We start from the raw sequence: 13,907 nt of genomic DNA, 5'->3' as shown, positions 1-13,907 counted from the left end.
GATCAGGAACAGCGGAGGCGGCACCTCCGGATGGGGGGTGAGATTCCCTTACCTGCCGGGCTTCCCGCGCTCTCCCGATGCCAGAAGCCGCAGACCCGTGTTCCACGGCATGAACTCTCCGAAACCCGGGACGGTAGCGACGGAATGCCACACCTTTTCCGGGCGGCGGTGCTTTCGGAGGTCTTGGTCCCATGCCTAGTTATATGTTCCTCCTACCCTTGGTCCCATTCGGCGGATTCCCGCACCCGGCGGTCCTCTCGCCGCATGAGCCTCCGTTCGCTTCCCTCCAGAAAAGCCAGGAGATCTCCGATGACCCGCCGCTGCTCATGCCGCGGCACCACCATGTCCACGAGACCTCGCTCCAGGAGCCTCTCCGCACGCGCGAATTCCTCCGGAAAACGTATGCCCGCCGCCTGTTCCGCCACCCGCGGCCCGCTGAAACAGACGAGCGCCCCCGGTTCGGCGAGGATGAAATCCGCGGCGTAGGCGAAGCTGGCGGCGACCCCGCCCGAGGTTGGGTCGCACAACAGGGCGATCACCGGGATACCCGCTTCGTGGAGCTCGTTCATGGTCACCATGGTCTTGGCCATCTGCAGGAGGGCCACCGCGCCTTCCTGCACGCGCGCCCCGCCCGATGCGGTGACCAGAAGGAGCGGGATCCCTTCCGAGAGGGAGAGCTCGCCGGCGCGGCAGATGAGCTCCCCGGCCACCGCCCCCAGCGTGCCGCCGGCCTGGAAGAAGTCCATGAGCGCTGCCGCGCACCGGCCGCCGTCGATGCTCCCCGTGCCGTAGATCACCGGCTCCTCCGGGGCGGGGTCCTCACCGGAGCGGACCCGGAAGCCGAGGGGGTCGGTGGAGCGCAGGCGGTGGCGGCGTGGCCGGAAGGTCCCCGGGTCGAAGAGCCAGGAAGCCCGCTCCAAGGGTGCCAGGCGGCGGTGATGCCCGCAGGAAGGACAGACCCCCAGGTTTGCGGCCAGGGCCTCGGCCTCGACCCGCACACCGCACCCCGTGCATTTCTTCCATATATTGGAAGCTGTTTCCCTCCGCCTCAAGATCTCCGCGTCGGCGCTCAACAGGTCATCCCCCCGTCCACGCAGATCACCTGGCCGGTCACATACGAGGCGGCATCGGAGGCCAGGAAGGCCACCACCTCCGCCACCTCCTCGGGCGAGCCCGGCCTCCCCAGGGCTATGCGCGAGGCTATGAGGTCCAGCGCCTCTCGGGAGAGGCCTTCCACCATCTCCGTGGCGATGAGGCCGGGGGCCACGGCGTTCACGGTTATGTTGCGCCGCGCCACCTCCCGGGCCAGGCTGCGCGTGAGCCCCAGAAGGCCGGCCTTGGAGGCGCAATAGTTGGCCTGGCCGGGGTTCCCGAGCAGCCCGGCCACCGAGGCCACGTTCACTATCCGTCCCCAGCGGCGGCGGAGCATTCCCCGCAGGGCGGCGCGGGAGCAGTGAAAGGCGCCCTTGAGGTTGGTGTCCAGGACCCGGTCCCAGTCATCGTCGTCCAGGCGCAGGGCCAGGCCGTCGCGGCGGATGCCCGCGTTGTTCACCAGGATGTCCACCCCTCCCCATTTCTCCTCCAGGCTCTCCATCATGCGCCGGACCTCCTCCGGTCGGGACACGTCGGCCTGCAGGGCGAGAGCTTCCACCCCCGCGGCGGAGAGCTTCTCCAGGCATTCCGCGGCCGCCTCGTGGTTTGAATGGTAATTGATGGCAACCCGCGGACAGCGCTCCGCCAGCTTCAAGGTGATGGCCCGCCCGATGCCGCGTGAGCCTCCGGTCACCAGTACCGCCCTTCCCTCGGCGTTCATGTCCCTCCCTCCTTTCTGCCGCCTTCTTCCGTCCACCTGATGAGGGCCCCGCCCCAGGTCAGGCCCGCCCCGAAAGCCGCCAGCAACACCAGATCGCCCCTGGAGATCCTTCCCAGGCGGGCGGCTTCTTCCAGGGCCAGGGGGATGGAGGCGGCCGAGGTGTTGGCGCAGCGTTCCATGTGGAGATGAAAACGTTCCAAGGGCACCCCCAGCCTGCGCGCCGCGGCCTCGACGATGCGCAGGTTGGCCTGGTGGGGTATTATGAGGTCCACCGCGGAAAGGTCGACGCCAGCGCGGCGGCACAGCGATCTGGCAACATATTCCAGTTTTCATACCGCGAACCTGAACACCTCGCCGCCGTCCATGCGCAGGAAGGGATCCACTTCCCCGGAGCGGGAGAGGAAGGGCAGGAGCTCCCGCAAGGCCTCGTCGCTCCCGTCCAGATTGCCGCATAGGGAGGCCATCATGCGCGAACCCCCTCCTTCGGCGCGGATGAGACGATCCCCTCTCCCGTCGGAACCCAGGCACAGGGAGACGATCCCCTCCCCGCAAGGGCAGGGCTCCAGTATCGCCGCCCCCGCCCCGTCGCCGAAGAGGACGCAGGTGGAACGGTCCTTCCAGTCCAGGATGCGGGAAAGGGTCTCCGTCCCCACCACCAGCGCCCTCGCCGCTTCGCCCGATACCAGGAAGCGGGAGGCCACGGCCATGGCATAGAGGAAACCGCTGCAGGCGGCGTTGAGGTCGAAGGCCGGGCCTCGCGCCCCCAATTCTCTCTGGAGGCTGCAGGCCAGGGAGGGGACCATGCGGTCGGGGGTGGTGGTGGCGACGACCACGAGGTCGATGTCCCCGCCCTCCCGCCCAGCTCGCCGCAGGGCGCGGCGTGAGGCCTCCAGGGAGAGGGTGAGGTTGTCCTCCCCGGGTCCGGCGATCCTCCTTTCGGCTATCCCCGTGCGGGAGAATATCCATTCGTGGCTGGTCTCCAGGAAAACCTCCAGGTCCCGGTTGTGCAGCACGTGTTCCGGAAGGCAGGAACCGCAGGCGGTCACGGTCACTCCTTTCAACATGGGAGCTCCTTCTTCACGCGGAGGACGGCCTGACCCTCGCTCACCAAAGCGCCGTCGGGGAGCAGGACCTCCTCCACCACCAGGTCGAAGGGAGCGTGGACCTCGTTGAGGTGCTTGAGGGCCTCGACGTAGAAGAGGACCTCTCCCCTCTTCCTGTGCTCCCCTGGCGCGCAGCAGGGCCCTCTCTCCCCCGGGTAAGAAAGGTGGAGGATTCCCGCTAGAGGGGAGGTGATGAGCTCTCCCGGTCCCTCTCTGGTTGCCGGTTCCGCTTCCGTGGGAAGCGCGAGGCGCAGGTATATCCTCCATTCCCCGTCCTCGACCTCCAGTTCCCGGATTCCCTCCCGGCGCATGAACTCCCCTATTCCCCGCAGGTGATCCAAGATTCTCCTCCGGTCACTTCCGCTAATGTCTGGATGTGATAATCTCCGCTCTGAAAAGGGTCCGAAACGAACAGAAGATTTAAATGGTAGATATTGGTAACATATCCTTCGGCCTCCGTCTCCTCGAGGGCACGGCGCAAGCGGGCAATGGCGGAAGGCCGGTCCGGGGCCCAGGCGCATATCTTGGCCAGCAGAGGGTCGTAGCGCGCGAGCGCCTGGGGGGTGTGTGGGGCGCTGTCCACCCTTATACCTGGACCTCCCGGAAGTGTGAGGCGGGGCTTTGCTTCCCGGGCAAGGCCGTAGACCCGCGCCTCCACGGCGTGGCCGCGGGAGGGAAGGGTTTCCGCCAAGGACTCGCCCGCCGCCAGGCGGATCTGTTCCCTCACCAGGTCCATCCCGGTGACCATCTCCGTCACCGTGTGCTCGACCTGTAAGCGCGGGTTGGCCTCCAGGAAAAAATATCCATCTTCGGAAATTAGGAACTCCACGGTTGCCACACCCACAAGTCCGGCGGCCTCCGCCAGCTTCCCTGCGTCTCGAGCCATGCTCTCCACTCTGGACGAGGGACAACACGCGGCCGGGGTCTCCTCCACCCACTTCTGGTTCCGGTACTGCAGGGAGCAGTCGCGGGCCGGAAAGACCGCGATCCCTCCCCGGCAGTCCCTCATCACCTGGACCTCGAGGTGCCTGGCCTCCGGGAGAAAGCGCTCCACGTAGAGCCCGGCGCCCCGATTACGGGCGGGGGTCTCCGCCATCGCCTCCCGGAACAGTCGCGGGAGATCGGCCGGATCGCGCACGAGACGGATGCCCCTCCCGCCGCCCCCCTGCACGGGCTTGATGACCACCGGGCACTCGAAGCTCCGGGCGGCCAGGCGTGCCTCGTCCTCCGCGGCCAGCCTTCCAAGGAGGAGGGTGGGTATGCCCAGTTCGCCGGCCAGGCGGCAGGCGGCTTCTTTGTCTCCCAGAAGGCGGAGGGTCTCCGGTGAGGGGCCTATGAATGTTATGCCCATTTCCCGGCAACTTCTGGAGAATAGAGGTTCCTCGGAGAGGAAGCCGTATCCCGGGTGCACAGCTTCCGCGCCGCAGGCCACGGCGGCGGTGAGCAGGCGGTGAGCGTCCATGTAGCTCCTCTCCGGGTCGCCGGGCCCCACGCAGATCACACGCTCGGCCAGAGGAGGGGGAGCGGCCAGGTCGAGGGAGGAGAGGGCTACCACGCCGCGGATGCCCATCTCCCGCAGGGTGCGGAGCACCCTCAGGGCGACCTCCCCCCGGTTGGCCACCAGCACTCTCCTGAACATGGCTTCACCTCCGGCATCAAGACCTCAAGCGCTTCGTACCAGCTCCGAGGCATGATATACGGTGAGGTGGGGGTAGTCCCTGCGGGCCATGGCATTGAGTGCCCTTCCGGGTCCCACCTCCACCTGCCCCTCCTCGGCCAGGGGGACCAGGGCGCGCTGCACGTCCCGCCAACGGACCGGGGAGCAGATCCCCTCCACGAGTGCGCGGGCGACCGATGGTCCGTCATCGAGGGCAGTGCCCGTGAGACCCGAGTAAAAGGGCACGGCGGGGTCCCGCAGGGTCATGTCCTCCAGGGCTTCCCCCACCACCTCGGCGGCCTCTCGGAAGGCCGGTGTGTGGAAGGCGCCGCCCACCTTGAGCCGCACCGCGCGCCCTCCCCTTTTTACGGTCGAGGCTTCCACTCTCTCCAGGGAGGAGGCGTCGCCGGCCACCACGTACTGTCTCTCGCTGTTGAGGTTGGCGAGGTGGAGGAACCCGCCTCCGCGCGCTTCCACCACCAGCTCGCGCACCGTTCCCTCGTCCAGGCCCGTCACCGCGAGCATGGAACCGGGCCTGGAGAGTGCGCACTCCAGCATGGCCTTTCCCCGCACCCAGACCAGGCGCAGGGTGTCCTCCACGCCCAGGCATCCCGCGGCGCAGGCGGCGCAGTATTCACCGAGGCTGTGTCCAGCCGTGGCCCGCTGACGGTGGCCCTCCTTCTCCAGGAGGATGAGCCAGGCCAGCGAGACGGCCGCCACGCAGAGCTGGCAGAGGTCCGTGCGCGCCAGCAGGGAAGGTTCGCCGCTCCGGCAGAGGGAAGCGACGTCCGTGCCGGATATCCGGGAGGCCAACTCGAAGACGCGCGCCGCATCGCGGTCCTCCACGAGCCTCCCGGAGGCCATGCCCGGATACTGGCTTCCCTGTCCCGGAAAGACATATACGGGCCTCATTCCCGGACCACCTCCCAGAGGATGAGGGGTTCTCCCACCCCCACCGGTTCACCATCTCGCGCCAGGCGCATCGCCGCCCTTCCCCTGCAGGGAGCGCGCAGCGCCTCATCACCGGCAAGGGCGATGACCCGCCCCAGAACGGTGCCCGCCTCGGCCGGCTCCCCCACCTCCTCCCGGGAGGCTTCGGACCATATGCCCACCTCCGGGGAGCGGAGCAACAGACAGAGGGTCTTCGGCGGACGGTCTTCTCTCCGGGAAGGGCCGCCGTAGGCGTTCCCGCTCCGGTTGAACCCCGAGGCGGGCCCCTCCGGCGCCTCGTGCCTTTGGGGCGGGGAGGCCCCTGTGCCTACGTCGAGCCGGCGGTCTGTTGTATGGAAATAGTTACCATTGAAGCGGCAGCCGTCCATGTCCGCTTTCAAAAGCGCGGAGCGCGTGTTTTCCTTTTCCCCCGACGAGTCGCGCGCGCAATCCGGCCTCTCCACCTCTAAGCGTTCCAGCGGAGAGGGGAGGCCTTCTTCCTGCCGGTCACGGGAAAACGGATCCGCGTCCTTCATCGTTTCCAGGGACAACATCCCGCGCAGGGTTCCGACCCGGAAGCGTACCTCAGCGAGGCGCAACGAGGCCATGCATCGGGCGGCCTCGGCGAGGTAGGCCTTCAACTCAGCCGGCGGCCAGAGGCCTTCCATCCCTCACCTCCTCGAGCTCGACGAAGTGCCCGAGCCGCCGGTAGCGTTCCCTCCTGCGCTGCAGGAGGGCGGGGACGGGAACGCCCTTCAGGAGGGAGAGGTGTTCTTCGACCGCCCGGCGAAGGTTGAGGGCCGCCGATACGGGGTCCGCATGGGCTCCCCCGCCCGGCTCCTCGATGATCCCGTCCACGAGCTCGAGGCGCAGGAGGTCGGCCGCCGTGAGCCCCAGGAGCTCCGCCGCCTCCCCGGCCTTTCGGGCATCCTTCCAGATGATGGAAGCAAAACCCTCGGGGGTGATGACCGAGAAATAGGCGTTCTCCATCATCAGCACCGTGTCTCCCAGGCCCAGGGCCAGGGCGCCTCCGCTCCCGCCCTCACCGGTGATGACCACCAGGATGGGGACGGGGAGGCGTAGCAGACGTGCCAGGTTCCCGGATATGGCCCGCGCCTGCCCCCCTTCCTCCGCTTCCGGGCCGGGGAATGCTCCCGGGGTATCCAGCAGGCACAGGAGAGGAAGGCCGAGCTTGGCCGCCAGGGCGAAGGCCCGCCTGGCCTTGAGGAACCCCTCCGGGAGGGGCATTCCCTGCCTGCGCTCCCTCCTCTCTCCGGCGCCTCTCCCCCTGTCCACTGCCGCCAGCACCAGACGGTGGCCGGCGATGGAGGCCACTCCGGCGAGCACGGAACGGTCGTCACGGCCGTGGCCGTCGCCCCGCAGCTCGAAGAGGTATTCGGCGGTCATACCCACCAGTTCGCGTGCCGTCGGCCTTGAGGGATGGCGGGCGAGCTGGACGGTTTTCCAGGCACGCATGACGTACCCTCACCTCCCTCTCGGGTGATTTTCTGCCCTCCCTGCGGCCCGGTTAGGCGGGCATTTCTATGCGGAAGAACGCCAAGAATCCGAAAAGGTTACAACGGGCTCCCCAACCCGCGGGTGCCGGACCGCCCTCTCTGACCTGTGAAATATTCCCAAAGCCGCGCTCATGAGTGAGGGCGGTCCGGCCTGGAACCACGTCGGTCTGTGGAAAAGCCGGCTGAGAGAAGACGGTGGCCTATGGCCGTGGCCAATGTCGTGCTCCACTGTGAGAGGGAGATCCGCTCCGGCGCACGAGACGCCTTCGTGCATCTCGGGATAACGCGGCGCCTCGGCCATCGGAGGACGTCCGTTTCTCGGCGGGCTCCCGAACAGTGCCCCAAAGTGAGCTGGTTTGGTTGTGCCCTCGGAACGGAGGCTGTGGGATTTCCAAGCGAATCAATGGAGCTTTACAGGGGGGTTCCAAACGGGTTTTACAATTTATAAATCGGATAGTATAATAAGAATGTAAAGTCATTAATACTATCCAATAAAGCTATGTTCAAAGTGGGGGGAAGGGGATACCGATGCCCGATTACGATGTGGTGGTTATCGGCGCCGGGGTGGGAGGCCTCTCCGCCGCGGCTCTTTGCCAGAAGGCGGGGATGAAGACCCTTGTTCTGGAGCAGTCCGAACGCATCGGCGGCTGCTGCTCCACTTTTGAGACCCCGGAGGGGTTCCGCTTCGACGTGGGCGCCAGCGTGGTGGAGGTAACCCGCGCCTTCGAGGAACTTTTCCGTCGTCTGGGTCTCCCGCGCGAGAAGTACATCCCCCTCATCCAGGTAGATCCCATCTACGACTACTGCGACAACACGCGGGGTGTGCGTTTCGCCTATCCCACCTCCATAGAGGAAACGGCGCGGGTGATCGCCGAGTTCTCCCCGGAGGACGCCAGGGCCTTCCTCAAGTTCGCGGAGGACTACGCGCCCAAGATAAGCGGCTTGGTGGACAATTTCTTCTATGCCCCGTCGCTGGGCTTCATGGACACCCTGCGCCTCATCGTGAGGTATCCCGGCATGCTCAGCGTTCTTCCCATGTTCGTCACCACCCACCAGAAGGTGGTCGCCAAGTACTTCAAACACCAGGACGTCCTGGCCTCCATGGCTTTCCAGTCCTTCTACGCCGGACTGCCGCCGGACATGTGCGCCGGGCTTTACGCCGTGGTGGGACTGCTGGAGCACGAGGGCATCTTCTACCCAGAGGGTGGCATGATCCGCATCCCCGCCGGCATCCAGCAGGCCTTCCACGACCTGGGAGGCGAGACGCGATTGGGGGCCCGGGTGGTACGGGTGATGGTGGAGAACCGCCGGGCCGTGGGCGTAGAGCTCTGGGACGGGACGGAGATAACGGCACGCAACGTCATCGGGGCCATAAACGCCAAGAAGCTGTACATGGACATGATAGGGAGGGAGCACATTCCCTGGCATGTCTGGAGGGGAGTGACCTCCCTGGTCCTCTCCATGCCCTGCCCCATGATCTACCTGGGCGTGGACTACGAGCCGCCCCTTCGCGCCCACCACACCCTGACCCTCACCGACCCCGAGGTCATGAACGACTACTGGAGCGACTACTACCTGAAGGGCAAGCTGTACGAGAAGGACGGGCGCATCGAGGTCATGGGGCTCATCTCCTGGGCCTCCAAGGTGGATCCTGGCCTGGCCCCTCCCGGGAAGCACGTCCTAACCCACATGGGTCTGGCTCCTTACAACCTGGCCGGGAATGACTGGGACCGCTTCAAGGAGAGATACATAGATCTGGCCATCCAGACCATCGAGCGATACGTGATACCCGACCTCTCGGAGCACGTGGTCTATCGGGATATGGCCACTCCCAAGGATCTCGAGCGCATGCTCCTCCATCCCGGGGGAGCGGTGTACGGCATTCAGACCGACATCAGCCATATGGCGGTCTTTCGACCCGCAAACCGCTCCAAGTGCATCCGGAACCTCTACCTGGCCGGGGCCTCCACCCATCCCGGAGGGGGGGTTCCGGCTGTGGTGGCGGGAGGCATCATCACCGGAGGACTGGTGGTCAAGGACAACGGCTGAGTCCTTGAGAGGCAGGGAAGCGTCGCTCTGGCCTGATGGGGAGCGAGGGGGGTTTGTCGAACCTGGAGTGTGGGTACGGAAGAATAACAGATTACCAATGCTCTTCCAGACGGACTGGAGGAAGAGAGGGGGCTGCAGGTTTCGTGTTCGAGGGCGGGCGGTGCCAAGCCGGTGAAAACATGCTCGCGGGAGACTCCGTATGTGAGGAAAGCGGCCTCCGGCCATAAAGCTCGATCGTCCTCAGGGGAAACGAATATCCGCCGTTTTGGGAGGGAGGGATAACATGAAGAAGAGGACCAAACTCGTGCTGGTCCTGGCCGCGGCTTCCGTTTTGGCGGTTTGGCTGGCCGCGACCACCGAGCCGTCCGACTGGAGATACCCCAAGCTGCTCATAACCCAGCTACCCAAGATGCCATTCCGCTATTTCGTCTGACTCTTTCGCGTCCTTGTGAAGGGATCTGGAATATCCACAGGGATGTCGGGGCAAAGACCCCAATTGGGGCGGCAAAAGGGGTGAATGGGGCATATGGGAGTTGACGGTCCCGGGAGCAAGACCGGCGGGAGCCCCCATGACGGAACCCTCTCGGAGATGGAGGGGTTCTTCAACCCCCGCGGCGTGGCCGTGGCCGGGGCTTCCAAGACGGGCATGAAGCTGGGAAACGTCGTGCTGTCCAACCTCCTTCGCCTTGGTTACCGTGGACGGATCTACCCCCTGCACCCGGAAGGAGGCGAGATCATGGGTATTCCCGCCTATCCCGACCTGCGGTCCCTGGGGGAGGCGGTGGACCTGGCCGTCTCCGTGCTTCCCCGGGAGAGTACCCAGGCTTTCGTGGAGGAATGCGCCGCGGCGGGAGTGAGGAGGGTCATCGTCTCGGCGGCGGGCTTCGCCGACGACGGGGAGGAGGGACGCCGCATGCAGGAAAGGCTGGCGGAAACGGCTCGGCGATCCGGCATGCGCCTCATGGGGCCCAACAGCGTGGGCACGGTGTCCACGCACTCCGGGCTGGCCACCTCCCTCATGACCCTGGAGCCGCTGCGGCCGGGCAACATCTCTATAGTGGCGCAGACGGGGCTCTTCGCGGGCGGCTTCGCTCGCTGGATAAGCTCCACCCAGCGCTTCGGCCTGGCCAAGGTGGCGTGCCTGGGGAACAAGGCCGACGTGGACGAGGTGGATGTGCTCGCCTACCTGCAGGAGGACCCGCAGACCGCCGTGGTGGCCGTGTACACGGAGGGCTTGCGGCACGGAAGGAAATTTCTGGAACTGGCCCGGGAGGTCACGGAGCGCAAGCCTATAGTGCTCCTAAAGGGAGGTAGGACTGACCTCGGGGCGCGCATGGCGGCCGGACATACCGGTTCCCTGGCTGGAGAGGATGCCGTGTACCGGGGAGCCCTGACTCAGGCGGGGGTGGTGCAGGTGGAGGACATCGAGGGTCTCTTCGGGTGCGCCAAGGCCCTCTCCTACTGCCCACTTCCCAGGGGCCCAAAGGTTGGCGTGGTCTCCATAACCGGAGCGGGTACCGTACTGGTGGCCGACGCCTGCCGGATGAGAGGGCTCGAGCTGCCGCCCCTGCGCGAGGAGACCCTGCGCCGGGTGAGGAAGAGCGTTCCGGAGTGGGCTTCCCTGGGAAACCCCGCTGACATATGGTCGGCCACCCTGTCCTCCGGGGTGGAGGGAGGGTACCGGGAGCTCCTGCGCGCCGTGGCGGGCCAGGAGGACGTGGACCTGCTGGTCGTCCTCTTCACCCTGGTGCCGGAATCGGAGTTCGACGCCGCGTCCTTCCTTGGGGATGTCCGGGAGGAGCATCCCGAAAAGCCGGTGCTGGCCTGCCTCCTGGGGGCCTCGCGGGAGGACGGCGAGCGCTGGTTCTATCGATTGGAAGAGATTGGCATTCCGGTCTACACCTCCATCGAGAGGTGCGTGGAGGCCGCTTGGGCCCTGGTGCGGGCAGCGAGGCGCAGGGCGGCCGAGAGGCGGGAATATGCGCCAGAAGGTACCCACCTCGGCGAGTCTCCCGGGCGGAGGCCGTGATGGAAGCGAATTCGTAACCGCGGCGGTCCCGGAAATGTGGGAATGGAGAGGCCGTCGGATTACCGGAGATGCTTAAGGCCTCGGGTTCGGGCCTTGGGCAAGGGAGAACATAACGCTGCGGAGGAACACGGATTGGAGCGGGGTCTCGCTTGGGCGTGGAGCCCGGTGCCCGGATCGTGGACGCTAATGAACGGGGAGGCCTGAACGGTGCCTCTTACGAGAGCGTGGCCTGTGAGGTGGTTGGGCGATAAAACCGTTTGAAGGCCGGATTCGCGCGGAGTCGGGGCTTACTGGATAAAGAAGGAAACCGGACCGGCGGGTCGGGGGTGCGGGCACCGATGCCGTCGATCCGCGGCCCGGCGGTCGGCGTATGGGCATTATGTGACGGGGAAGGACGGCTTCCGATGCGAAAGGCGTTGCGGCGCCGCGCCTGCTCGATGGAAGCCTCGAGGGAGGTGGATCGGATGACCACAGTGGCTGAGGAGATGAGGGGAATGCTGGGGCCGGGGATAGCCACCGGGGATCCCCGCGATTTGAAGGCGTATTTCCGGAAGCCTCCTCCGCGTACGGACCTGACCCTGGTCAGGCCACGCGATTCCTTCCAACTCTCGGACATCGCCTCCTGGGCCTATTCCCGTGAGATACCCATGTACACCCACCGCAGGGGGTATCTTCCGCCGGAAGTCGCCTCTTCCGGTGGCCTGCTCATAGACCTCACGGGCATCGATCGCATAGTGCGCATAGACGAGGACAACCTGCTGGCCTTCGTGGAGTACGGGGTGACCTTCGAGAGGCTCAAGGAGGAGCTCGACACGCGGGGCCTGCGCGTGCTCATGCCCGCGGCGGCGACTTCCTCCTCCGTGGTCCGGACCTATCTGGATCGGGACGTGATCCTGGCCAACGGGGCCACGCGGCCCTACCAGTTCACCACCTTCCACGCGATCCTGGCCGACGGGCGGCTGTGGATGAGCGGCACCGACCAGTACACCCCCGACGGACACTCCGAGTTCCGTGAGGACCTCGGGCCGATGTATTCCAATTTCTTCCATGCTAGTGAAGACATCTTCGGCATGCCCTACGCGATGAAGGCCTGGATCTACCGGCGGTGGGAGGAGAGGAGGGTCGTCGCTTACGGATTTCAGGAGGCGGCACAGGCGGTGGAGGCAGCCCGCACCGCTTCCCGCCACGACCAGGTCTTCGAGTGCCTGGTTGCCGACCGCCGCTACCTCTCCGTGCTCCTAACCCGCAGCCCCGCGGAGGCGGACGCCTTGGCCGAGGAACTCCCGCCATGGAATGCGGTCTTCGGCTTCGACAACCATCCTGCCCTGGTGGAGATATGGGATCGCCAGACTCGGGAGATGGCCGAGGGGCTGGGCGGGGAGCGTCAGGAGGGCGAACTGGCTTCCCTCATGCGTGAGAAGTTCGAGTGGCCGTGGTACGTGAGGGACCGGGAGCATTACCGCGGCGCGGTGGAGACGGTGGAATATTTTACCTTCGCGGGAAAGGTCGTTCCCCTGTTCGATGTCACGGCCGCGGCGCTGGAGGGATACGTGTTGGGGAGGGTGGCCATCCCCAGCTACTACGGGGCGGCCTTCTACTGCGAGACGGACATCTACCACTCGCCGGATGACCCTGCAGTCCCCGAAGCCTGGTTTCGAGCCTACCGGGAGGTCCTCGACCGGGGAGCGCATGTGGGGAGGCCGAGAGGAGAGGTTGCCCGCCTGGTCTATTCCCGCCTTGACCCGGAGAACGTGCGCATGATCCGCAACCTCAAACGTGTACTGGATCCCAAGGGACTTCTCAACCCCGGGCAGCTCATGGAGGGGGTGTAAACCGTGGAGAGGGGTGTTACCAGAAAGAGGGAGAAGTTGACCGATTACCGGGACGACTACTGGGTGTGCGGGAAATGCAAGATGTGCCAGTCCATCAACGTGCAGAAGTTCACGAGCGCCCGCTTCTCCGCAAACTGCCCTTGCGGGACGCGGTACCGTTTCGAATCCTATTACGCAGCGGGGATGATGGAGATCGCCCGCGCCATCACGAACCTGGAGTTCGAGCCCACCGGAAAGACGGCGGAGATCATCTATTCCTGCAACCTCTGCGGTCTGTGCCAGGAGATGTGCTTTCCCCTTAAAGGGCTGCACACCACCCGCATCATCCAGCTAATGCGTGAGAAGGCGGTGGAGGAGGGGTGGGGGCCCCTTCCCTCCCATGGCCCTCTCCTGGAGTCCACGGCGGAGAAGGACAATCCCTTCGGAGTGGAGAGAGGCTTCAAGGGACGGGCGGTCCGCGATCTCGGCATCAAGGACCTCACCCGCGAGAAGGCGGAGAACCTCCTCTTCATCGGATGCGCCTATGCCGCGCCGGGGCAGGAGAGGAGGCTGGCTGCCCTGGTGGGAGCACTGCGGGCGGCGGATTTGGACTTCGGAGTCCTGGGGGACGACGAACCATGCTGTCGCAGCCTAAATCTGGCTCTTGGTGACCGGGACGGGTTCGAGGAGCACGCTCTGGAGAACATAGAGCTATTCCGTTCCACGGGTGCCGAGCGCATAATCACCGCCTGCCCTCACTGCCTGCAAGTGTTCCGCGACGAGTATTCGCGGGTCATGGAACTGGAGTCGGTGCACGCCACGGAGGTGCTGGCGCGCGCCTTGAAGAAGGGCTCTTTCGCTCCCCGGGGGGAGTGGAAGCTGAAAGGGGTATACCATGACCCCTGTTTTTTGGGCCGCTGGTGCGAGATATACGACGCGCCGCGCCGGTTGCTCTCCGCCGTCCCCGGCCTGGAGCTCTTGGAGTTCGAGCGCAACCT

At 65.8% G+C, this 13,907-nt stretch carries 14 protein-coding genes; 5 read left to right on the top strand and 9 right to left on the bottom strand.

Going from position 1 to position 13,907, the window contains the following annotated elements:
• Nucleotides 1-212 precede the first annotated feature (212 nt).
• Genes H7007_RS04135 through H7007_RS04095 form a run of 9 tightly spaced genes read right to left on the bottom strand, consistent with a single transcriptional unit; the run spans nt 213 to nt 6,979 of the window.
• Entirely contained in the window at nt 213-1,073 is an 861-nt protein-coding gene (locus H7007_RS04135) for an acetyl-CoA carboxylase carboxyltransferase subunit beta (protein WP_287153278.1), read from the bottom strand.
• Nucleotides 1,070-1,813: a 3-oxoacyl-[acyl-carrier-protein] reductase gene (gene fabG / locus H7007_RS04130; protein WP_287153276.1), complete on the bottom strand. Its 744-nt coding sequence runs from the start codon at nt 1,811-1,813 to the stop codon at nt 1,070-1,072. The genes H7007_RS04135 and fabG overlap by 4 nt, the downstream gene beginning before the upstream one ends.
• Nucleotides 1,810-2,118 (bottom strand): 3-oxoacyl-[acyl-carrier-protein] synthase III C-terminal domain-containing protein, encoded by a 309-nt coding sequence (locus H7007_RS04125; RefSeq protein ID WP_287153315.1) that lies wholly within the window; start codon nt 2,116-2,118, stop codon nt 1,810-1,812. Before H7007_RS04125 ends, fabG begins: the two co-directional genes overlap by 4 nt.
• Nucleotides 2,119-2,142: 24 nt before the next feature.
• Complete coding sequence (locus H7007_RS04120; protein ID WP_287153274.1) at nt 2,143-2,877, bottom strand: beta-ketoacyl-ACP synthase 3; 735 nt, start codon at nt 2,875-2,877, stop codon at nt 2,143-2,145.
• Nucleotides 2,871-3,257, bottom strand: a complete 387-nt coding sequence (locus H7007_RS04115; protein WP_287153272.1) for an acetyl-CoA carboxylase biotin carboxyl carrier protein — start codon at nt 3,255-3,257, stop codon at nt 2,871-2,873. Before H7007_RS04115 ends, H7007_RS04120 begins: the two co-directional genes overlap by 7 nt.
• Nucleotides 3,236-4,555, bottom strand: coding sequence for an ATP-binding protein (locus H7007_RS04110; protein ID WP_287153270.1), 1,320 nt, complete (start codon nt 4,553-4,555; stop codon nt 3,236-3,238). Before H7007_RS04110 ends, H7007_RS04115 begins: the two co-directional genes overlap by 22 nt.
• A 24-nt stretch (nt 4,556-4,579) precedes the next feature.
• Complete coding sequence (locus H7007_RS04105; RefSeq protein ID WP_287153268.1) at nt 4,580-5,485, bottom strand: ACP S-malonyltransferase; 906 nt, start codon at nt 5,483-5,485, stop codon at nt 4,580-4,582.
• The gene (locus tag H7007_RS04100) at nt 5,482-6,171 is read right to left on the bottom strand and encodes a hypothetical protein (RefSeq protein ID WP_287153267.1); all 690 of its coding nucleotides are present in this window, start codon (nt 6,169-6,171) and stop codon (nt 5,482-5,484) included. The genes H7007_RS04105 and H7007_RS04100 overlap by 4 nt, the downstream gene beginning before the upstream one ends.
• Nucleotides 6,146-6,979, bottom strand: coding sequence for a carboxyl transferase domain-containing protein (locus tag H7007_RS04095; RefSeq protein WP_287153265.1), 834 nt, complete (start codon nt 6,977-6,979; stop codon nt 6,146-6,148). The genes H7007_RS04100 and H7007_RS04095 overlap by 26 nt, the downstream gene beginning before the upstream one ends.
• Nucleotides 6,980-7,548: 569 nt before the next feature.
• Here H7007_RS04095 and H7007_RS04090 point away from each other — a divergent pair.
• The 5 genes from H7007_RS04090 to H7007_RS04070 form a co-directional block, all read left to right on the top strand.
• Nucleotides 7,549-9,069, top strand: coding sequence for a phytoene desaturase family protein (locus H7007_RS04090; protein WP_287153263.1), 1,521 nt, complete (start codon nt 7,549-7,551; stop codon nt 9,067-9,069).
• Between the two features lie 283 nt (nt 9,070-9,352).
• On the top strand, nt 9,353-9,502 hold the full coding sequence (locus tag H7007_RS04085; protein WP_287153262.1) for a hypothetical protein: 150 nt from the start codon (nt 9,353-9,355) through the stop codon (nt 9,500-9,502).
• Between the two features lie 93 nt (nt 9,503-9,595).
• Nucleotides 9,596-11,098 (top strand): acetate--CoA ligase family protein, encoded by a 1,503-nt coding sequence (locus tag H7007_RS04080; protein ID WP_287153261.1) that lies wholly within the window; start codon nt 9,596-9,598, stop codon nt 11,096-11,098.
• Between the two features lie 464 nt (nt 11,099-11,562).
• A complete protein-coding gene (locus H7007_RS04075) occupies nt 11,563-12,930 on the top strand; it encodes an FAD-binding oxidoreductase (protein WP_287153260.1) in 1,368 nt (455 codons plus the stop codon).
• 3 nt (nt 12,931-12,933) lie between these two features.
• Nucleotides 12,934-13,907 (top strand): (Fe-S)-binding protein (locus H7007_RS04070; RefSeq protein WP_287153259.1); only part of this gene is annotated, 974 nt, incomplete at its 3' end.

Source organism: Candidatus Solincola tengchongensis (genome assembly GCF_015711935.1).
GTDB lineage: Bacteria > Actinomycetota > Geothermincolia > Geothermincolales > RBG-13-55-18 > Solincola_A > Solincola_A tengchongensis.
Note: the sequence above shows the minus strand (reverse complement) of the source record. Positions and strands in the feature narration are given on the sequence as shown.

What these genes read in the sequence shown, in the direction of transcription:
- H7007_RS04075 (WP_287153260.1), top strand. Translation starts at nt 11,563, where the DNA reads ATGACCACAGTGGCTGAGGAGATGAGGGGAATGCTGGGGCCGGGGATA.
- H7007_RS04110 (WP_287153270.1), bottom strand. Translation starts at nt 4,555, where the DNA reads ATGTTCAGGAGAGTGCTGGTGGCCAACCGGGGGGAGGTCGCCCTGAGG.
- H7007_RS04095 (WP_287153265.1), bottom strand. Translation starts at nt 6,979, where the DNA reads ATGCGTGCCTGGAAAACCGTCCAGCTCGCCCGCCATCCCTCAAGGCCG.
- H7007_RS04085 (WP_287153262.1), top strand. Translation starts at nt 9,353, where the DNA reads ATGAAGAAGAGGACCAAACTCGTGCTGGTCCTGGCCGCGGCTTCCGTT.
- H7007_RS04080 (WP_287153261.1), top strand. Translation starts at nt 9,596, where the DNA reads ATGGGAGTTGACGGTCCCGGGAGCAAGACCGGCGGGAGCCCCCATGAC.
- fabG (WP_287153276.1), bottom strand. Translation starts at nt 1,813, where the DNA reads ATGAACGCCGAGGGAAGGGCGGTACTGGTGACCGGAGGCTCACGCGGC.
- H7007_RS04105 (WP_287153268.1), bottom strand. Translation starts at nt 5,485, where the DNA reads ATGAGGCCCGTATATGTCTTTCCGGGACAGGGAAGCCAGTATCCGGGC.
- H7007_RS04090 (WP_287153263.1), top strand. Translation starts at nt 7,549, where the DNA reads ATGCCCGATTACGATGTGGTGGTTATCGGCGCCGGGGTGGGAGGCCTC.
- H7007_RS04100 (WP_287153267.1), bottom strand. Translation starts at nt 6,171, where the DNA reads ATGGAAGGCCTCTGGCCGCCGGCTGAGTTGAAGGCCTACCTCGCCGAG.
- H7007_RS04120 (WP_287153274.1), bottom strand. Translation starts at nt 2,877, where the DNA reads ATGTTGAAAGGAGTGACCGTGACCGCCTGCGGTTCCTGCCTTCCGGAA.